The organism is Sphingomicrobium sp., from assembly GCA_036563485.1.
Classification (GTDB): Bacteria; Pseudomonadota; Alphaproteobacteria; order Sphingomonadales; family Sphingomonadaceae; genus Sphingomicrobium.
On sequence record DATCMI010000001.1, the window covers coordinates 852584 to 871394 of the forward strand.

The 18811-nt window shown below is 66.5% G+C and carries 25 protein-coding genes; 16 read left to right on the top strand and 9 right to left on the bottom strand.

Annotated features, from left to right (window positions below; all coding sequences use genetic code 11):
* Positions 1 to 11: 11 nt before the first annotated feature.
* Together VIL42_04460 and VIL42_04465 are read left to right on the top strand one after the other, a co-directional pair.
* Positions 12 to 776, top strand: a complete 765-nt coding sequence (locus VIL42_04460; protein HEY8592102.1) for a histidine phosphatase family protein — start codon at positions 12 to 14, stop codon at positions 774 to 776.
* Positions 773 to 1639 carry an NAD(P)H-hydrate dehydratase gene (locus VIL42_04465; protein HEY8592103.1) on the top strand — a complete coding sequence of 289 codons (867 nt, stop codon included), beginning with the start codon at positions 773 to 775 and terminating at the stop codon, positions 1637 to 1639. The genes VIL42_04460 and VIL42_04465 overlap by 4 nt, the downstream gene beginning before the upstream one ends.
* Here the strand turns inward: VIL42_04465 and pyk are convergent.
* Complete coding sequence (gene pyk, locus VIL42_04470; GenBank protein ID HEY8592104.1) at positions 1625 to 3094, bottom strand: pyruvate kinase; 1470 nt, start codon at positions 3092 to 3094, stop codon at positions 1625 to 1627. The genes VIL42_04465 and pyk overlap by 15 nt on opposite strands.
* A 76-nt stretch (positions 3095 to 3170) precedes the next feature.
* Between pyk and VIL42_04475 the strand changes: the two genes are divergently transcribed.
* From VIL42_04475 to VIL42_04505, 7 genes are all read left to right on the top strand, one after another.
* On the top strand, positions 3171 to 3410 hold the full coding sequence (locus VIL42_04475; protein HEY8592105.1) for a DUF2312 domain-containing protein: 240 nt from the start codon (positions 3171 to 3173) through the stop codon (positions 3408 to 3410).
* A gap of 116 nt (positions 3411 to 3526) precedes the next feature.
* Positions 3527 to 4270, top strand: coding sequence for a YebC/PmpR family DNA-binding transcriptional regulator (locus VIL42_04480; GenBank protein ID HEY8592106.1), 744 nt, complete (start codon positions 3527 to 3529; stop codon positions 4268 to 4270).
* Complete coding sequence (gene ruvC, locus VIL42_04485; protein ID HEY8592107.1) at positions 4267 to 4764, top strand: crossover junction endodeoxyribonuclease RuvC; 498 nt, start codon at positions 4267 to 4269, stop codon at positions 4762 to 4764. Before VIL42_04480 ends, ruvC begins: the two co-directional genes overlap by 4 nt.
* Before the next feature lie 81 nt (positions 4765 to 4845).
* Positions 4846 to 5436: a Holliday junction branch migration protein RuvA gene (gene ruvA, locus VIL42_04490; protein HEY8592108.1), complete on the top strand. Its 591-nt coding sequence runs from the start codon at positions 4846 to 4848 to the stop codon at positions 5434 to 5436.
* A gap of 9 nt (positions 5437 to 5445) precedes the next feature.
* Entirely contained in the window at positions 5446 to 5817 is a 372-nt protein-coding gene (locus tag VIL42_04495) for a DUF1622 domain-containing protein (GenBank protein HEY8592109.1), read from the top strand.
* Positions 5817 to 6860, top strand: coding sequence for a Holliday junction branch migration DNA helicase RuvB (gene ruvB / locus VIL42_04500; protein HEY8592110.1), 1044 nt, complete (start codon positions 5817 to 5819; stop codon positions 6858 to 6860). The genes VIL42_04495 and ruvB overlap by 1 nt, the downstream gene beginning before the upstream one ends.
* Positions 6860 to 8014: a DUF3089 domain-containing protein gene (locus VIL42_04505; GenBank protein ID HEY8592111.1), complete on the top strand. Its 1155-nt coding sequence runs from the start codon at positions 6860 to 6862 to the stop codon at positions 8012 to 8014. Before ruvB ends, VIL42_04505 begins: the two co-directional genes overlap by 1 nt.
* Here VIL42_04505 and VIL42_04510 read toward each other — a convergent pair.
* A complete protein-coding gene (locus tag VIL42_04510) occupies positions 7980 to 8186 on the bottom strand; it encodes a helix-turn-helix transcriptional regulator (protein HEY8592112.1) in 207 nt (68 codons plus the stop codon). The two genes, VIL42_04505 and VIL42_04510, sit on opposite strands and share 35 nt — an antisense overlap.
* Positions 8179 to 8703 carry a hypothetical protein gene (locus tag VIL42_04515; GenBank protein ID HEY8592113.1) on the bottom strand — a complete coding sequence of 175 codons (525 nt, stop codon included), beginning with the start codon at positions 8701 to 8703 and terminating at the stop codon, positions 8179 to 8181. Before VIL42_04515 ends, VIL42_04510 begins: the two co-directional genes overlap by 8 nt.
* Before the next feature lie 100 nt (positions 8704 to 8803).
* Between VIL42_04515 and VIL42_04520 the strand changes: the two genes are divergently transcribed.
* The 3 genes from VIL42_04520 to VIL42_04530 are packed head-to-tail and all read left to right on the top strand — an operon-like array spanning position 8804 to position 11015.
* A complete protein-coding gene (locus tag VIL42_04520) occupies positions 8804 to 9277 on the top strand; it encodes a YbgC/FadM family acyl-CoA thioesterase (protein HEY8592114.1) in 474 nt (157 codons plus the stop codon).
* Positions 9274 to 10578 carry a Tol-Pal system beta propeller repeat protein TolB gene (gene tolB / locus VIL42_04525; protein ID HEY8592115.1) on the top strand — a complete coding sequence of 435 codons (1305 nt, stop codon included), beginning with the start codon at positions 9274 to 9276 and terminating at the stop codon, positions 10576 to 10578. Before VIL42_04520 ends, tolB begins: the two co-directional genes overlap by 4 nt.
* Before the next feature lie 5 nt (positions 10579 to 10583).
* A complete protein-coding gene (locus VIL42_04530) occupies positions 10584 to 11015 on the top strand; it encodes an OmpA family protein (GenBank protein ID HEY8592116.1) in 432 nt (143 codons plus the stop codon).
* Here VIL42_04530 and VIL42_04535 read toward each other — a convergent pair whose 3' ends face one another.
* Both VIL42_04535 and panC read right to left on the bottom strand, forming a co-directional pair.
* Positions 11016 to 11321: a hypothetical protein gene (locus VIL42_04535; protein ID HEY8592117.1), complete on the bottom strand. Its 306-nt coding sequence runs from the start codon at positions 11319 to 11321 to the stop codon at positions 11016 to 11018.
* A gap of 79 nt (positions 11322 to 11400) precedes the next feature.
* Positions 11401 to 12231 (bottom strand): pantoate--beta-alanine ligase, encoded by an 831-nt coding sequence (gene panC / locus VIL42_04540; GenBank protein HEY8592118.1) that lies wholly within the window; start codon positions 12229 to 12231, stop codon positions 11401 to 11403.
* Between the two features lie 67 nt (positions 12232 to 12298).
* Between panC and VIL42_04545 the strand changes: the two genes are divergently transcribed.
* Genes VIL42_04545 through VIL42_04555 form a run of 3 tightly spaced genes read left to right on the top strand, consistent with a single transcriptional unit; the run spans position 12299 to position 14870 of the window.
* On the top strand, positions 12299 to 13081 hold the full coding sequence (locus VIL42_04545) for a division plane positioning ATPase MipZ (protein HEY8592119.1): 783 nt from the start codon (positions 12299 to 12301) through the stop codon (positions 13079 to 13081).
* 47 nt (positions 13082 to 13128) lie between these two features.
* Positions 13129 to 14508, top strand: coding sequence for a phosphomannomutase/phosphoglucomutase (locus VIL42_04550; protein HEY8592120.1), 1380 nt, complete (start codon positions 13129 to 13131; stop codon positions 14506 to 14508).
* Positions 14505 to 14870, top strand: coding sequence for a VOC family protein (locus VIL42_04555; protein HEY8592121.1), 366 nt, complete (start codon positions 14505 to 14507; stop codon positions 14868 to 14870). The genes VIL42_04550 and VIL42_04555 overlap by 4 nt, the downstream gene beginning before the upstream one ends.
* 7 nt (positions 14871 to 14877) lie before the next feature.
* Here the strand turns inward: VIL42_04555 and VIL42_04560 are convergent, their stop codons facing one another.
* The 3 genes from VIL42_04560 to VIL42_04570 form a co-directional block, all read right to left on the bottom strand.
* Complete coding sequence (locus VIL42_04560; GenBank protein ID HEY8592122.1) at positions 14878 to 15273, bottom strand: DUF3618 domain-containing protein; 396 nt, start codon at positions 15271 to 15273, stop codon at positions 14878 to 14880.
* On the bottom strand, positions 15263 to 15805 hold the full coding sequence (locus tag VIL42_04565) for a phage holin family protein (protein HEY8592123.1): 543 nt from the start codon (positions 15803 to 15805) through the stop codon (positions 15263 to 15265). The genes VIL42_04560 and VIL42_04565 overlap by 11 nt, the downstream gene beginning before the upstream one ends.
* A 99-nt stretch (positions 15806 to 15904) precedes the next feature.
* Positions 15905 to 16954, bottom strand: a complete 1050-nt coding sequence (locus VIL42_04570; protein ID HEY8592124.1) for a winged helix-turn-helix domain-containing protein — start codon at positions 16952 to 16954, stop codon at positions 15905 to 15907.
* Between the two features lie 85 nt (positions 16955 to 17039).
* On the opposite strand from VIL42_04570, the gene VIL42_04575 reads away from it, so the two are divergent.
* Positions 17040 to 17612 (top strand): hypothetical protein, encoded by a 573-nt coding sequence (locus VIL42_04575; GenBank protein HEY8592125.1) that lies wholly within the window; start codon positions 17040 to 17042, stop codon positions 17610 to 17612.
* Here the strand turns inward: VIL42_04575 and VIL42_04580 are convergent.
* Positions 17600 to 18787: an NAD(P)/FAD-dependent oxidoreductase gene (locus tag VIL42_04580; GenBank protein ID HEY8592126.1), complete on the bottom strand. Its 1188-nt coding sequence runs from the start codon at positions 18785 to 18787 to the stop codon at positions 17600 to 17602. The two genes, VIL42_04575 and VIL42_04580, sit on opposite strands and share 13 nt — an antisense overlap.
* Positions 18788 to 18811 lie beyond the last annotated feature (24 nt).

The following is an 18811-nucleotide window of genomic DNA, read 5'->3' on the forward strand; positions in this document are numbered from 1 at the left end:
TCGAGGAACGCATGCGCCAGAACTGGCCCCAACGCCTGTGGCTCGTCCGGCATGGTCAGAGCCAGGGCAATGTCGCCCGCGACAAGGCGGACGAAGCCGGCGCGCACATGATCGACATCGAAATGCGCGACGTCGACGTGCCCCTGTCGCAGCTCGGCCGCGAGCAGGCCGAGGCGGCAGGACGCTGGTTCGCCGCGCTTCCCGCCGACGAGCGCCCCGAGATCATCCTCTCCTCGCCCTACATCCGCGCGCGCCAGACGGCCGAAATCATCTGCAAGCAGGGCGCGCTTTCCGGCGGCCCCGCGCGCACGATCATCGACGAGCGCCTGCGCGAGCGCGAGTTCGGCATCTTCGACCGCCTGACCACGCTCGGCATCCGCGACCGGTTTCCGGAGGAGGCCGAGCACCGGAAGCGGCTCGGCAAATTCTATCACCGCCCGCCTGGCGGCGAGAGCTGGGCCGACGTGATCCTGCGCCTGCGGTCGATGCTCAACACGATCAACCTGCATTATTGCGATCGCCGCGTGCTGGTCGTCGCGCACCAGGTCGTGGTGCTCTGCTTCCGCTATATCCTCGAAGAGCTCGACGAGCAGCAGATCCTCGCCATCGACAAGCAGGCCGACGTCCTCAACTGCGGCATCTGCGCCTTCGACTTCGAACCGGACGTCAAAGGCCTCTGCGCCCCCGCGCTGAGCCTGTGGAACCATGGCGCTCCGCTCGAGGATGAAGGCGCGCCCAAGACCTCCGAACCCGACGAAGTGACCGGCACGCGATGAAGGCGACGCCGATCACTGCCGACAGTTTGAAAGACCATCCCCTGCCGCCGGTCATCGACGGCGACAAGGAAACCAAGGGTCGCCTTCTCGTCCTCGCCGGAAGCCGCGATGTGCCCGGCGCGGCGCTGCTCGCCGCCGAGGCAGCGATGCGCGCGGGCGCCGGCAAGCTCCGCATCGCGACGGTCGAAAGCGTCGCCGCGCACATCGCCGTGGCAATGCCCGAAGCCATGGTGTTCGGCCTGCCGCAGGCGAAGGACGGTGGCTTTGCCGGCGATGCCGTCGAGCCGATGCGCAAGGCGGCCGAGGACGTCGACGCGGTGATTGCCGGCCCGGGCGTCAAGAAAGGCGACGTCTGCAAGTGCATGACGGACGTGCTGCTCGAAACCGACTCCGCACTCGCGCTCGACGTCGCCTTCCTGCGCACGCTCGAGCCGCTTCACGAGCGGGAGCTCAATCGCTCGAGCGCCCCGGTCCTGCTCCCCAACGCGCCGGAGCTTGCCGCGCTGCTCGACTGCGACTCCGATAAGGTCGAGGACGATCCCGTCGGCTGCGGGATCCGTGCGGCGGAGCTCTATCGCTCGATCGTCCTCGTCAAAGGCGTGATCAGCCATGTCGTGACCCCCGACCGCCGCTGCTGGCGTTTCGAGGGCGGTGCGCCCGGCCTCGGCGTATCGGGGAGCGGCGACGTCCTCGCGGGCATCGTCGGGGGCCTGCTTGCGCGCGGTGCCGAGCCGCTCAACGCGTTGCTCTGGTCGGTGTGGTTGCACGGCGAAGCCGGTGCCCGTCTGGCAGAAAAGGTCGGCCCGATCGGCTTCCTCGCCCGCGAGATCGCCGGCGAAATTCCGGCGCTACTGCCCCGCTGAACCCTGGTAGCGGTCGAGCTCGTCGCCGGCGAGCCGCACCACGTGAAGCACGTTGGTCGACCCTGCCGTGCCGAACGGAATGCCGGCCATGATGATCACCCGGTCGCCGCCCTTGGCGATCTCGTGACGGAGCGCCATCCGTTTGGCCTTCTCGACCATTTCTTCGAAGCTCGAGACGTCGCGGGTGTGGACGCCCGTCACGCCCCAATAAAGGCCCATACGGCGCGACGTCGTGTGCGAATGGCTCATCGCCAGCAGCGGCACCGACGGACGCTCGCGCGCGATCCGCCGCGCCGTCGACCCGGAGCTCGTATAGCAAAGCATCGCCGCCGCGGAGATGGTGGTGGCGATCTGGCGCGCCGATCCGGCTAGCGCGTCGGCGGTGGTCGGCTCCAGCCGCGTTTGCGTGAAGTGGATCCGGCCATGATAGGACGGATCGCTCTCCACGCTGGTCGCGATGCGGTCCATCATGTGCACCGCCTCGCACGGATATTTGCCCGCCGCGCTTTCGGCCGACAGCATCACCGCATCGGCGCCGTCGTAGATTGCCGTCGCAACGTCGCTCACTTCTGCCCGGGTCGGCGTCGGCGACGAAATCATGGATTCAAGCATCTGCGTCGCGACGACCACCGGCTTGCCGAACTGGCGGGCGGTGGCGACGATGCGGTTCTGGAGCGGCGGCACCTGCTCTGGCGGCAGCTCGACGCCCAGGTCGCCTCGCGCGACCATTACCGCGTCGGCAAGCGCGATGATGTCGTTCAACCGATCGATCGCCGCGGGCTTCTCGATCTTGGCAAGAAGCGCGGCCCGGTCGCCGATCAGCGATCGCGCTTCCGCAACATCCTCGGGCCGCTGAACGAACGACAAGGCGACCCAGTCTGCCTTTTGCTCGAGCGCGAACTTCAGGTCCTCGCGGTCCTTTTCGGTAAGCGCCGGGATCGGCACCACCACGTCGGGCACGTTGACGCCCTTGTTGTCCGAAACCGTGCCGCCGACTTTCACTTCGGTGACGATCCGGTCGCCGCCGGCTTCGATCACGTTCAGCCGCACCTTGCCGTCGTCGATCAGGATGTTCGTGCCGGGCCGAACCGCTTCGAACAGCTCCGCGTGCGGCAGCTGGACGCGCTGCGAATCGCCAGCTTCCTCGCTGCGGTCGAGGACGAAGCGGCCACCCTTTTCGAGGACCGTCTTGCCGCCGTCGAACTGGCCGACGCGCAGCTTCGGCCCCTGCAGGTCGAACAGGATCGTCGTCGGCCGATGAAATTCCTTTTCCAACGCCCGGATCGCGGCAACCAGCTTCGCCTTGGTCTCATGGTCGCCATGGCTCATGTTGATGCGGAAGGCGTCGGCGCCTGCGACCATCAACCTGCGGATCATGTCCGGATCGCTGGAAGCCGGGCCCAGCGTTGCGAGGATCTTCACCTTGCGGGTGCGGGGGGCAAGCGTCTCGGTCACGGGGGTGGCCATAGCTGCTTGATATGGCGGTTCAAGGCGCTAGAGCCCGCGACATAACCTGCATTGGAGTTTGAATATGGCGGAAGGCACCGTCGCGGCCGACCAGCTGCGGCTGTTCATCGAGCGGATCGAACGGCTCGAGGAAGAAAAGAAGGGCATCAGCGACGACATTCGCGATGTCTATGCCGAGGCGAAAGCGAACGGTTACGACCCGAAGATCATGCGCATGGTCGTCCGCCTCAGGAAGATGGAAACGCACACCCGGCAGGAGCAGGACGCGATCCTCGAAACCTATCGCAACGCGATCGGCTGCTAGCCGCTTATCTTCTTCCGTTCGCCCTGAGCTTGTCGAAGGGCTGCTTTCTTCTTTACGTCGTCACAAGGAACGGCAGGGCTTCGACAAGCTCAGCCCGAACGGTTTAGGTTGGACCAATGGCAGGCCACAGTAAATTCAAGAACATCATGCACCGCAAGGGCGCGCAGGATAAGAAGCGCTCGGCGATGTTTTCCAAGCTCAGCCGCGAAATCACCGTCGCGGCCAAGATGGGCCTGCCCGACCCCGACGCCAACGCTCGCCTGCGCGCGGCGGTGATCGCCGCCCGCGCCCAGTCGATGCCGAAGGACAATATCCAGCGCGCGATCGACAAGGCTTCCGGCTCCGACGCCGAGAATTATGAAGAGATCCGCTACGAGGGCTTCGGCCCTGCGGGCGTTGCGCTGATCGTCGAAGCCCTGACCGACAACCGCAACCGCACCGCGACCAACGTCCGAACCGCGTTTTCGAAGAACGGCGGCAACCTCGGCGCGAGCGGCAGCGTCAGCCACGGGTTCGAGCGGGTCGGACTGATCGAATATCCGGCGAGCGCCGGCGATTCCGACAAGGTGCTCGAAGCCGCGATCGAGGCGGGTGCCGACGATGTCGAAAGCGACGAGGAAGGCCACCGCATCTGGACCAGCGTCGACAGCCTGCACGAAGTCTCCAAGGCGCTCGAAGGCCTGCTCGGCGAAGGCGAAGGCGCGAAGCTCGCCTGGAAGCCCTCGACCGAAGTCGAAGTTCGCGGCGACGACGCGGCGACGCTGATGAAGCTCATCGACGCGCTCGAGGACGATGACGATGTCCAAACCGTCTGGGGCAATTACGACGTGCCCGAGGAAGAGCTGGAGAAGCTCGCCTGAAAGTCCTCGGTCTCGACCCCGGGCTCGGCACCACCGGCTGGGGGCTGATCGAAGCTGAGGGCAATCGCCTATCCCACATCGCCAACGGCCAGCTGAAGACCGAAACCGGGGCGCCGCTGCCGCAACGGCTCGCTCATTTGGCGACCCAGCTCGAAGCGCTCCTCGCCGACCATGCGCCAGCCGCGGCTGCGGTCGAGGAAGTGTTCGTCAACAAGAACCCGCAATCGACCCTCAAGCTCGGTCATTCCCGCGGCGTGGTCCTGATGTGTGCGGCGCGCAGCGGCATCGTGGTCGGCGAATATTCACCGACCCTGGTCAAGAAAGCCGTCGTCGGCACCGGCGCCGCCGAGAAGGCGCAGGTCCATGCAATGATCCAGCGCCTGCTGCCGGGAGCGAAGATCGCGGGGCCGGATGCCGCCGACGCTCTCGCGGTCGCCATCACTCACGCGCATCATCTGGCGAGCGCGAGGGCCACAAACGTCCGTTCGGGCTGAGCTTGTCGAAGCCCTGTCCTGCTCTAAAGTGAAGAACAGCCCTTCGACAGGCTCAGGGCGAACGATGGTTGGGGCACTCGATTGATAGCCAGACTCTCCGGCAAAATCGCTGAACTCGCCGCCGACAGCGCGGTCATCGACGTGGCCGGCGTCGGCTATCTGGTCCAGCTGAGCGGCAAGACCCTCGCCGCCATCGGCGATGTCGGCACTGAAGTGACACTCACCACCGAACTCCAGGTCCGCGAGGATGCCTGGACATTGTTCGGCTTCGGTTCCCCCGCCGAACGCGATGCCTTTCGTGCGCTGACCAGCATTCAGGGCGTCGGCGGCCGCCTCGCGCTCGCGATCCTTTCCACCCTCGCGCCTGACGAACTCGCGCGCGCGGTCGCGCAGGAAGACAAAGCGATGATCGGCCGCGCCAACGGTGTCGGCCCCAAGCTCGCCGCCCGCATCGCCAACGAGCTGCAGGGCAAGCTCGGCGTTGGCGCGATCGGCGGGGCAGCACCCGCGCCGCGCGGAGGCGCCGCGGCCGACGCTTTGTCCGCACTTGCCAATCTCGGCTTCAAGCCCGCCGACGCCGGCGCCGCCGTCAATGCCGCGGTCGACGAACTCGGTCCCGACGCCACGCTCGACGCGCTCGTCCGGCTGGCGCTCAAGAAAGCGGCGAAGTAGCCTCGCGATATGCTTGAGGAGATCGCGCTCGCCGTTGCCCCGTTCGTCAGCCGCATGATCGAGCTGACCGGCATCGCCATCATTGCGCTCGGCGCTTTCGCTACCCTCGGCATCTTCGCTTATCGCATGGCCGCGCGTCAGCCCTATGAAGAGGCGGTCGCCGCCTTCCGCTCGAGCCTTGGCCGGGCAATCCTTCTCGGCCTCGAATTCCTCGTTGCCGCCGACATCATCAACACCGTGGCGATCGAGCCGACGCTGCAAAGCCTGGCCGTGCTCGCCGGCATCGTCGCAATCCGCACCTTCCTGAGCTTCAGTCTCGAAGTCGAAATCGAGGGCCGCTGGCCGTGGCAGCGAAGCGGTTCGAAGCAGCGCGAAGCCTGATGGCCACCGACCCCGACCGCATCACGACGCCAGAACGCACCGGCGAAGACGCCGACGCGGCGCTTCGGCCCAAGAGCCTCGACGAGTTCATCGGCCAGCAGGCTGCTCGCGAGAACCTCCGCGTGTTCGTCTCCGCCGCGAAGAGCCGCGGTGAAGCGCTCGACCATGTGCTCCTCCACGGACCGCCCGGCCTTGGCAAGACCACGCTCGCCGGGATCGTCGCGCGGGAAATGGGCGTCGGCTTCCGCGCCACCTCGGGCCCCGTCATCGCAAAGTCCGGCGACCTTGCCGCACTGCTCACCAACCTCGAAGACGGCGACGTCCTCTTCATCGACGAGATCCACCGCCTCAATCCCGCGGTCGAAGAAGTCCTCTATCCGGCGATGGAGGACCGCGCGCTCGACCTGATGATCGGCGAGGGGCCATCGGCTCGATCCGTCAGGATTGACCTGCCGCGTTTCACCCTGATCGGCGCGACGACCCGCCAGGGGCTGCTGACGACGCCGCTTCGCGACCGCTTCGGCATTCCGGTTCGCCTCAACTTCTACACGATCGAGGAACTCGAACAGGTCGTCCGCCGCGCTGCCCGGCTGCTCGGTGCCGGCCTCAACCAGGACGGGGCTCACGAGATCGCCCGCCGGTCGCGGGGCACACCGCGCATCGCCGGGCGCCTGCTCCGCCGCGTCCGCGACTTTGCCCATGCCTCGGGCGCTGACGAGATCGACGCCAAGGTCGCCGATGCCGCGCTTACCCGGCTGGAGATCGACAGCCTCGGCCTCGACGCGATGGACCGCCGTTACCTGACGATGATCGCCGACCTCTATGGCGGCGGTCCGGTTGGCGTGGAGACGCTGGCCGCCGGCCTCTCCGAACCGCGCGACACGATCGAGGACGTGATCGAGCCTTATCTCATTCAGCTGGGCCTAATCGCCCGCACGGCACGGGGACGCTGCCTCAACGGCCGCGGCTACGCTCATCTCGGCTTGCCGCAGCCGCAGGGCAGCCAAGGTGGATTGTTCGAAAGCGGAGCCTCTTCCAAATAATGTCAGTGCTCATTGCAGGGCTTGCGGCGCTCGCTGCGCAGGCTGCCCCCGTTCAAGTGCAGCCCGCCCCCGTCAACTACGGGCTCGATCGCAATTGGCTCTGCCTGCCAGGCCGGTCGGACACCTGTTCGAAGCCGCTCCCGACCACCGCGCTTAGCCCGTTCGGCTACAGCTCGACGGGCCTCAGCACGGTCGCCAAGGATCCGCCGGTCGACTGCTTCTACGTCTATCCGACCGTCTCCAGCGACGCCGGGCTCAACAGCGACATGAATCCGGGCCGGGAAGAGCGGCTGGCGGTAGAAACTCAGCTCGCGCGCTTTTCGTCCGTGTGCCGGACGTTCGCGCCGGTGTACCGCCAGATGACGGCGGTTTCCGTCGCCGCTTATGCCGCAGGGGTCGACGTCACCGACGCGGGGCTGCTCGCTTATTCCGACGTCCAGAACGCCTGGCGCAACTACATCCGCACCCGCAACAACGGCCGGCCGTTCGTCCTGATCGGCCACAGCCAGGGCAGCCTGATGCTGCAGCAGCTGATCGCGCGGGAGATCGAGACCGATCCGAAGGTTGCGGCGCGAATGAAGCTCGCGATCCTCCCGGGGTACAATCTGCTCGTGCCGCAAGGCCGGCTGGTCGGCGGCACGTTCAAGAAGACACCTTTGTGCAGCCGCGCCGGCCAAACCGGCTGCGCCATCAGCTGGGTCAGTTTCCGCGACAGGAACGTGCCGCCGCCCGGCGCTATGTTCGGTTATGCGAACCGGCCCGGCATGACCGTCGGCTGCGTCAATCCCGCGCTGCCGGGTTCGAAGGATTGGGTGAAGCTCGACAGCTACTGGTTCACCCGCTCGACCCTGGCGGTACCCGGCGGGCCGATCCGCTGGTCGGCGGAAGGGCAGCCGTCGACACCTTATGTCCGCACCGAAGGGCTCGTTTCCGGCAAGTGCATCAACGACGGCCAGCGCGGCTATTTGTCGATCCGCACCAATCACGCGCCCGGCGAAAAGTGGACCAACCGCGTCGGCGGAGAAGTGTCGGTCTTCGGCATGTTCCTGCCCGGCTGGGGCATGCATCTTGCCGATCTTGCCGAAGCGCAGGGCGACCTGATCCGCCAGGTCGAAGCCGTCAGTCCTCGATCCAGAACAGCTGCTCGACGCTGAGCCCGAGCGCGGCGGCGAGCTTGATCGCCAGAGTCGCAGAGGGGGTGAACACGCCATTCTCGACCGTGTTCACGGTCTTGCGGGTGACGCCCACCTTCTCGGCCAGCTCGGCCTGCGTCAGGCTCAGCTCGGTGCGCCGCTCCTTGAGGCGGTTGGCGAGCCGCTCAGCCATCGCGAAGCGCGCGCCGCTCGAGATAGCCCCAGCGGATGAGGGCAACGACCAGCCCGCTCGACAGGATGATGTGGATCGATTCCCTCGCCTTGATGTGATCGAACATCGTCATCGTCTCGATGGCGATCGCCGTGGCCATGGAGACAATGAAGCCCCAGCGAATGCCCTCGTTCCGGTTCGCTCTCGTATTCTCGTCGTCGATCAAGTCGCGGATCTGCTTCGGGTGGAACCAGAAGCCCTTCGTGACCAGTGATGCGAGAAGCACGATCGACAGCACGAGCCAGGCCGAAATCTTGACGGTCGCAACCCGCTCATAATCGCGCACCGTGCTGAAATAAGTCACCTGCTGCGACAGGAAAATCACCGCCAGCGCGGGGAGCATGCGCGCCCTGCGGCCGCTCAGATATTCCGCCTGCTCTGCCACGCTCATCGACCGCGTCGAGCGCCGCTTGACGACGGCAAAGACGAAGACGGCAACGGCAAAACCCGCCGCGATGCCCACCAGATACCAATCCATTCCCCTGACTCCTGTAACCTATAGGTGACTAGTAACCTATGCGTTACATCGGCGTCAAGCCGGGGTTTCGGCGCGAGTCCGCCGCCGCTAAGGGTCGGGGATGGCATCTGACAGTTTCGACACACCGTACCGCGGCGGCTTCGTCGATGCGCCGGACGGCAGCCGCGAACATCATTTCGCGCTCACCGTCTATTTCGAGGACACGGACGCCTACGCCGTCGTCTATTATGCCAATTACCTGAAGTTCATGGAGCGGGCGCGCTCGGACATGATCCGCGCTGCCGGCGTCGACCAGTTCGAGGAGCTGCGGCGGACCGGCAGCGCCTATGTCGTCGCCGACCTCGCCATCCAGTACAAACGCCCGGCGCGGCTCGGCGACGATATCAAGGTTGTGAGCACCGTCGAGGAAGTCCGCGCCGCCTCGGTCCTGATTCAGCAGCGAGTCATCCGTGGGGATGAACTGTTGACCGATGCCCGCGTGACCGCGGCCTTCCTGGATGCGAACGGTCGTCCGCAACGCCAACCGAAAGAATGGGTCGAGAAATTCAAAGCCATGATGCAGCAGGATCGGTGAGGGGCTCGATCGCAAGGATCGCAGTGGCGGCCGCGCTCGGTCTCGTCGCGGCACCCGGCGGGGCACAGCAGGCGCAACCGGCGGCGACCGTCATCGCGCTCCCGCCGCTGACGACGTCGGACACCGGCACCAAGGGCAATGAAATGCTCGCCGTCGCCTGGCAGGCGACCCAGCTGATCGAAGCCGACCTCCGCCAGACCTCCGAGGTGTTGCCGCTCGCGCCCGATCGGAAGGACTATTATTCTTTTCCGGAGGTCACCGCGCCGAGCTTTCAGAAATGGCGCGGCGCCGGCGCGAAGGCGCTGGTCACCGGCTTCGTACGCTCCCGTCCCGACGGCCGCCTGACCTTCGGCTGCTATGTCTACGACGTCCAGCAGGGCCGCGAACTCGGCCGCACCGGCTTCGTCGTGGCGCCTAGCGACCTCCGCCGCGCTGCCCACAAATGCTCGGGCCTCGCCTACCAATCGATCACCGGCGCGCCCGGCATGTTCGACACGCGCATCGCCTACGTCGCGGAGACCGGCAGCCCGGCCGCGCGCGTCAAGCGAATCGCGATCATGGACAGCGACGGCAACAATCACAGCTATGTGACGCAGGGCGAGACCACCGTCCTGACCCCGCGCCTCTCGCCCAATGCGTCGCTGCTCGCCTTCGTCAGCTACAGCGGCGGCATCCCGCAGGTGCGGGTCCATAACGTCGGCACCGGCGAGCAGCGGCCGCTGCTGTCGACACCGCTGATGACCTTCTCGCCGCGCTTCTCGCCCGATGGTTCGAAGATCGTCTTTTCGATGATGCTCGGCCAGAACAGCGACATCTATGTCGTTGGCGCCAACGGCGGCGCGGCACGGCGGCTGACCACCTCGCCCGGCATCGACACCGGCGCCAGCTTCTCGCCCGACGGGTCCAGGATCGTTTTTGAAAGCGACCGCTCTGGAACGCAGCAGCTCTACGTGATGGACGCCGACGGGTCCGGCCAGCGCCGAATCAGCTATGGTACGTTGGCCTATGCGGCGCCCGAATGGAGCCCCGACGGCAAGCTCATCGCCTTTACGGCGCTCAGCGGCGGAAGCCGGCGCGTCGGCGTGATGGCGGCCGACGGCGGCGACGAGCGGATGCTGACTGACGGCCCGACCGACGAAGGCCCAAGCTGGGCCGCGAGCAGCCGCGAGCTGGTCTTCCAGCGCGTCGATGCGGCCGGCCGCCCGGGCGTCTACCGCGTCAGCCTGGACGGGAGCGCGCCGCGACGGATGACCATCCCGCAGGACGGCTCCGACCCCGATTGGTCGGGAACCTTGGACTGATGAAAATGCGCCGATCTCTTCTTTTGCTCGCGGTGCTCGCCGCGTCCCCCGCTTCGGCCCAGCTGAGGCAGCGTCCTGCCCAACCCGCCCCCGTGCAGAACCCGATCGATGTCCTGCGCGCGGAATTCGCGGCGCAGGTCGGCGCGACGACCGTCTACTTCGGCCCCGGCGTGTCTCAGCTTTCGCCGCAGGGAAAATCGGTGCTGGCGGCGCAAGCCCTGTGGCTGCGCCAGCATTCGGCTGTTCCGGTCCGGATCGAGGGATATGGGGATACGACCGGCACGCGCGATCATGCGCTGGCCCTGGGCGCGCGGCGCGCCAACGAAGTGCGCGATTATTTGCTGCTGATGGGCGTCCCCGCGGCGCAGGTCACGGCCATGAGCTGGGGCAAGGAGCGCCCCGGCGCCGGCCGCGCGGTCACGGCGATCGTTCAGTAACTAAGCGGCGCGGCGCTGGTATCCGGTGCTGCCCAGCCAGGCACGTGCCTGGCGCTGCGCTTCGGCGATCTCACGCGCGGTCATTTCCATCGCGATCTCGGCCCGGCATTCCTGGCCGCGCGTGCACCCCGAAAGCGCCGCCAGATTGAACCATTTATGCGCCTCGATGAGGTCGACGGCGATCCCGCCGCGCCCGGTCGAATAAGTCACGCCAAGTTCGAACAACGCATCGACATTGCCTTCCTCGGCATCGGCGATGCGGCTGCGCAGCAGGAACTCCGCGCTCTTTTCACTGATGGCACCCATTGGTCTTCCCCTTCCCTGTTGAAGGGGAACCTCGCGCCACAACGGCAAAGAAATGGTTAACGCCGCGAAACCATGTTTTTCAGATCGCCAGATTATCGATCAACCGCGTGCCCCCGATTACCGCGGCGCCGATCAGGCGCGTGCCGCTTTCGGCGACAGTCACCGGCTCCAGCGTGGCGCCGTCGACAAGGGCGAAATAGTCGACGCGGGAGAAGCCGGCGTCCAGCAGCGCGCTCTTGCCTTCGGCCAGCACCGCTTCGGGGGACCGGCCACCTCTTAACAAATCCCCGGCATCGCAAAGCGCGCGGTACAAAGCGGTCGCTTGCTGCCGCTCGGTGGGGCTCAAATAGGCATTGCGCGACGAGAGGGCGAGGCCGTCTTCTTCGCGGACGGTCGCGACCGACACGATCTCGGTCGGGATGTTCAGGTCCGCGACCAGCCGGCGGATCACAGCCAGCTGCTGGAAATCCTTCTCGCCGAACAGCGCGACATCGGGGAAGGTTTCGAGCAGGAGCTTGGCGACGACGGTCGCGACCCCATCGAAATGGCCCGGCCGTGCCTCGCCCTCCCACCGGTCCGACACGCCGGATACGCTGATCTTGGTCGCAAAGCCGGGCGGGTAGATGTCTTCGACCCCCGGCATCCACAGCAGGTCGCAGCCCGCGGCTTCGAGCATCGCTGCATCTTCCGCCTCGCGCTTCGGATAGCGCGCCAGATCCTCGTTCGGACCGAACTGCTTCGGATTGACGAAAATCGTGGCGACCACGCGGTCCGCATGCCGCCGCGCCTCTTCGACCAGCGCCATGTGCCCGGCGTGAAGCGCGCCCATGGTCGGCACTAGTGCCACCGTCTCGCCCTCGAACTCAGCGAGCGCGGAATTCAGCCCGTCGGGGTCACGGATTATTTGCAAGGATTCAGCCCCTTCGGTAAAACGGCGTCGGGCGGCGCTTGCACATGCGCCGGGGGAAATATCAAGCATGAGCCAGCCGCATTTCATCGTCTTCGCCAATGAAAAGGGCGGGACTGGGAAGTCCACGACCGCGGTCCACACCGCCATCGCGCTTGCAGCGTCCGGGCACCGCGTCGGCGCCCTCGACCTCGACAGCCGCCAGCGGACGATGACCCGCTATCTCGAGAACCGCGACGCGACCATGCGCCGGCTCGACACCAACCTTCCGCAGGCGACTTACGAAGTCCTGCAGGACCATTCGGAAGAAGCCCTGTCGGCCGCGCTCGACCGACTGTCCGCAGTCGCGGACGTGGTCGTCGTCGACACGCCCGGCCGTGACGACGAGATCGCGAAGGCCGCGATCCTTCGCGCCGACACGCTCGTCACGCCGATGAACGACAGCTTCGTCGACCTCGACCTGATCGGCCAGGTCCACCCGGAAAATTTCAAGATCACCCGGCCGAGCTTCTATGCCGAGCTGATCTGGAACAGCCGCACGGCGCGCGCCAAGCAGACCGGCAAGAGCGTCGATTGGGTGGTTCTGCGCAACCGCCTGCAGCACATCGAATCGCATAACCTGAAGCGCGTCGGCGCCGCGCTGGACGAGCTAGCCCGCCGCGTCGGCTTCCGCGTCATTCCCGGCCTCGGCGAACGCGTCATCTACCGCGAGCTGTTCCCCAAGGGCCTGACGCTTCTCGACCTGCCGCAGCTCGGCGATGTCGGCATCGCCCACATCACCGCCCGGCAGGAGCTTCGCGAGATGATCGCCGGCCTCGCCATCCCCGACGCCAGCGAGCGCGAGGCCGCCTGATCCTTCGGGGTTGAACAAAGCGCCCGTTTCGTGTGTTCGCACGGGCGATGACCCACAGCTTCAATCGCACCATCCTTCGCGAATATGACATTCGCGGAATCGTCGGAGACACGCTGAACGAGGCCGACGCCTACGCGCTCGGCCGCACCTATGCGGCGATCGCCACTGACGAAGGCGCCAAGCGCATCGCCGTCGGCCGCGACGGCCGCACCCACAGCGGCATGCTCGAAATGGCGCTGATCCGCGGCCTCAATGAAGGCGGGATCGATGTCATCCAGGTCGGCATGGGCCCTTCGCCGATGCTCTACTTCGCGACTTATTATCTCGACGTCGACGGCGGCATTCAGGTGACGGGAAGCCACAACCCGTCCGACTACAACGGGTTCAAGATGCTGCTGAAAAGCCGCTCGGTTTTCGGCGAGGAGATCCAGGGCATCGGCGAGCGCGCCCGGCTCGGCCGCTGGTCCGACGGCAAGGGCGGGGTCGAGGAGGTCGACGTCCGCGCCGCTTATGTCGACCGGCTGCTCGAAGGCTTTTCCGGCAATCCGTTCCGCATCGGCTGGGACGCGGGCAATGGCGCCGCGGGGCCGATCCTCGACATGCTGGTCAGCCGCCTGCCGGGCCAGCATTTCACGCTCTACACCGATGTCGACGGCACCTTCCCCAACCACCACCCCGATCCAACCGTCGAAAAGAACCTCGCCGACCTGAAGGAACTCGTCGCCCGCGAGCAGTGCGACTTCGGCATCGCCTTCGACGGCGACGGCGACCGGATCGGCGCGGTGGACGGCAAGGGCCGCGTCGTCTGGGGCGACCAGCTTCTCGCCATCCTCGCCGAAGCGGTGCTCCGCGAGGAGCCGGGCAGCACGATCATTGCCGACGTGAAGGCGAGCCAGGTGCTGTTCGACCGGGTCGCGGAGCTCGGCGGCAACCCGCTCATGTGGAAGACCGGGCACAGCCTCATCAAGTCGAAGATGAAGGAAACCGGCGCGCCGCTCGCCGGCGAAATGAGCGGACACATCTTCTTCAAGCATCGCTGGTACGGCTTCGACGACGCCCTCTACGCCGCGGTCCGCTTGATCGAAGCGGTGTCGCAGTCGGGCAAGAGCCTGACCGAGTTGATGGACGCCATGCCGCAGACCAGCAGCACGCCAGAACTGCGCTTCCAGGTCGACGAATCGCGCAAGTTCGCGATCATCGAGGAAGTGCGCGACCGGCTGTCGGCGGACGGCGCCAAAGTGGACGCCACCGACGGTGTCCGCGTCAGCACCGGCGACGGCTGGTGGCTCCTTCGCGCGTCGAACACGCAGGACGTGCTGGTCGCCCGGGCCGAAGCGGCCGAGCAGGCGGGCCTCGAGCGGCTCGTTGGCCAAATCGATGAGCAGCTAGCAAAGTCGGGGGTCGAGCGGACGGAAGCCGCCCATTGAAGGTCAACGGCTTCCCATGGGTCGGGATCGGCACTGGCGACTTCGACCGGACGCTCGCCTTTTTCACCGACGTGCTGGGACTGAAGGTCACCTTACAAGGCGACGAGGTGGCACATCTGGCCGTAGGCGAAGGCGCCCTGCTCGAGATCTTCGGGCCTAAACATAGAAGCAGCGAGCTGTATCGACAGCCCACCATCGCCTTCGAGGTCGAGGACTTCGAAGCGGCGCGCCAGGAGCTGATCGGGGCGGGCGTCGAACTGGTCGGCGAGGCGGGAAGCTGGAACGGCCACGCCTGGCAATGTTTCAGGAGCCCCGACGGGCACCTGTTCGAAATCAAACAGGTGCCCGCAAGAACGGAATAACGACGCGTTAGATGGCGCGCCGGTCGAACGTCTCTCCCGTCGGCGGAGGCGGGCCGATCGGCGCCGGCTCTTCCGACCGGGGACGAAGCCGCATCTTGTCGCTTCCGCCGCCGCCGAAATTGCCGACGAACCGCTGCCGCACGTCGCGGATCATCGGCGTCTGCGAGGTGGCGAACAGCCAGCCCGCGCCGATCGCGATCAGCGCCACCGGAACCGGGTTTTCCTTCGCGATTCTCCACACCGTCTTGGCATTGTCGGCGCCATTGCCGCTGACGAGGCTGTCGACGATGTCGCTCGGGTTCAGCTTCTCCTCGATCTTGTCGATCGTATCGCCGATAGCGTCCTGCGTGCGCTCGATGTCGCGCTCCAGCGTCTGCGGGTCCTGGTTCATATTAGCGGCCATTGTGCATTCCCTTTTCCTGTCCGGACATGGCCGCCGGCGCACGCTCGAGCGTGTGGCGGGTGCGGTCCATGGTGAGTGATTTCGACTGAAGCTTGCGCTTGCCGGCGGCGAACATCGCATAAGCGCCGGCGAGCGTCGCAGCCGCGACGATCATCGTCGCCAGCCACAGCGGCATCATGGTGCCCAGGGCGAACGAAATGCCCATCAGCAGCACGCCAAGCCCGCCAATGCCGACCACGCCGGCCCCGGCCATGGCGCCGATCGATTCCTTCAAGTCCGTGGTCGCGGCACGCACCTCGGACTCGACCAGCTTGGTCTGCTTTTCGGCCAAATGGCTGCCTTGGTGGACCAGGTTGCGAAGCAGGTCCGGCAGGCTCTCCTCCTCGCCTCTGATATGCTGCCGGTCGATCGGGTCATGTCTGTTTTCGAACTTGAACGCGCTACTCTCACCGGCCGCTGCTGGCCGGTTGTCGTCCGGCGCGCGCATGGGTGCTTCGGTCATGGGACCGTCGCGAACGATATCATCGCGCATGTCGACTCTCCTTTCGTCAGTTGCAAAAGGAACGAGCCGCAAGTGCCGTCAGTTGCGGGCGTTTCGGGTGGCCAACGACGGACCGCCCGCGTTCGGCACTCAGCCGCGCGAGATCATGCCCCGGCTGGCGAGCTTCACGGCTGCTGCGACGCAGCCCGCGAACAGCGCACCCTCGAGCGCTCCGGTCACCAGCCGTGTCGTCAGGCCGAAGCCATGATCGCCGAACAGTCCTGACATGGAGTCGAGCCGCAAGCTCGAATCCTGGAACGTATGGGCGAGCAGGTCGAGGCTCCCGGCCATCAGCGTTCCGCCAAGCAAGGGGATGACGAGCCCCGCACTGGCTCCCACGAGCGCCGAAACGGCTGCACCGCGCCGAAGCGAGATGTCGCCGCGCATTGCGTACCAGACGCCAAGCCCGACGGCGGCGCCGAGCAGCGCGCCTTCCATCCCCCCGGTGATCCCCGAAGGCGCCTCACCGAACAGCAAGTGGAAAGCGTCGATGCCGAGCAGCTTCACCAGGCCTCCGACGAACAGCCCGCCCAGCGCGCCGCCGAGGACGCTGCGGCGCCAGTCGCTCGTCCCCGCAAGCGCGATCCCGAAGCCGACTCCCGCGCCGCCCATCATCGCCACGGCGATGCTCAGGCACTGGACAACCAGCAGGATCGACAAGGCGCCTGCCCCGGCATCCGGATGCGATGCGGCCGCAAAGCCGTAGATCAAGCCGCCGATGAATCCTGCCATCCCGCCGCCGACCGTCGCCGCGCCGCCGAGAGCGCCGACCTTCGCCCAATCTTTCGTCGAGCGCGTCGGGGTCGCGCTCGGCGCCTCAGCGGCCGGCTGGACGTCGGCAATGAAGCGGTAGCCATGCTTGGGCACCGTCTCGATGAAGCGCGGCCTCGAAACGTCGTCGCCGAGTTGCCGGCGCAAGGTCCGGATGCACTGCGTCAGCGCTTCATCCGTCACCGGCACGCCGCGCCAGACTTCGTCCATGAACCGGTCCTTGGACACCAGCCGGCCCTGCTCCCGCACCAGCAGCCCCAGCGCGTCGAGATAGCGGCTGTTCAACTCCACCGGCTGGCCATCGCGCAGCAGCTGGCGGTCGCCCGAATCCAGCACGAAATTGTCGAAACGGAAGCTCCCCGGCGTCACTTTTCAGCAGATCCTCATCGCTTGCTCATGCCGTTCACCGGGCGCGCGCGCAAAGTGAACCCACATTCGAACTCGGAGGCAAGACATGAACGATACGATCGGAACCGGCGGAGCGCTCCGCAACATCCCCTGGCGAGTGATCGGCTGGGGCGGTGCCGTGGTCCTCTTGTCGCTCCCATTCTTCGCGATGCAGTTCACCGACAGCGGCGTCGACTGGAGCGTCGGCGACTTCATCTTCGCCGGCGTCATGTTCGCGATCATCGGCGGGCTTCTCGAACTCGGCGTTCGCATCTCGAAGAACTGGACATACCGCATCGCGCTTGCGCTGGCCCTGCTCGGCAGTCTGCTGACCATCTGGGTCAACCTTGCCGTCGGGATCGTCGGCAGCGAGGACAATCCGAACAACATGCTCTTCTTCATCGCCGTCCTGATGGGCGTCGGCGGGGCGATCGGCGCCAAGCTGCGGGCCGACGGCATGGCCCGTGCGTCGCTGACCACTGCTGCCGTGATGGTGATCGCCTTCCTGATCGCCGAGTTGGGGCCACGCGACGAACCGATGGTCCGCCCGGTCGTGGAAGCGGTGGGCACGTCAATCTTCGTGATGCTATTCCTCGGCTCGGCCTGGCTGTTCCGCCGCGCCGCGCGTCAGATCGCCTGAGCAGCGGCCCAGCCGCTCGCCCACGCCCACTGAAAATTGTAGCCGCCGAGCCAGCCGGTCACGTCCACCGCTTCGCCGACGGCGTAGAGGCCGGGCACCCGGCTCGCTTCCATCGTCTTTGACGACAGTCCGTCCGTGGCGATCCCGCCGACCGTCACCTCGGCCTTGGCAAAGCCTTCGGTGCCGTTCGGCAGGAACCGCCAGTCAGAAAGGCGCCGTTCCGCTTCTTCGAGGCGTTTGTCGGGCAAGTTACCGAGGTCGCCGGCGAGCCCAAGCCGCTCAACCAGCGTATCCGCCAAGCGCGTCGGAAGCATCGTCCGAAGGACGGCGCCCAACTCTGATCGCGGCCGAGCCCGCTTCGCGCCCATGAGCCAGCCGCTCTCCACATCGGGCAGGAAATCGACCGCAACCTCTTCTCCGGGCCTCCAGTAGGAGGAGACCTGCAGGATCGCCGGCCCGGAGAGCCCGCGGTGCGTGAACAGCGCCGCCTCGCGGAAGCTCGCGCCGCCTGCGCGGGCGACCACGTCGGTCGCGACTCCGGACAGTTCGCGGAACAGCAGTTGGTCGCCGGCAAGCGTCAGCGGAACCAAAGCGGGCCGCGGTTCGACGACCTTCAGGCCGAACTTGCGCGCGAGGTCGTAAGCGAAGCCCGTCGCGCCAAGCTTCGGGATGGACGGGCCTCCGGTCGCAATCACCAGGGCCGGCGCCAGTGCAACGCGATTCCCCGCCGTCACCCGGAAATGTCCGTCGGCGTGCTCCACGTCACGCACCGGCGCACCGAGCTGGAGCGTCACCCCGCCCTTCTCGCACTCCGCCAGCAGCATCGCGACGATCTGCCGCGCCGAGCCGTCGCAGAAGAGCTGCCCCAATGTCTTCTCGTGCCGGGCGATCCCGTAAGCATCGACGAGCGCGATGAAATCGGCAGCCGTGTAGCGGCCGAGCGCCGACTTCATGAAGTGCGGGTTGGCCGAGAGATAGCGGTCGGGCGCCGCGTGGATGTTGGTGAAATTGCAGCGACCGCCGCCGGAGATCAGGATCTTCTTCCCCGGCGCATCGGCATGGTCGACCAGCAGGACGCGCCGTCCGCGTTGCCCCGCCACCGCCGCGCACATCATCCCGGCGCCGCCGGCGCCGAGGATTATCGCATCGAAGCGTTCGGGGGCGCCGGGCTGCATCGCCGCGCTCTAGCGGCGCGCGCC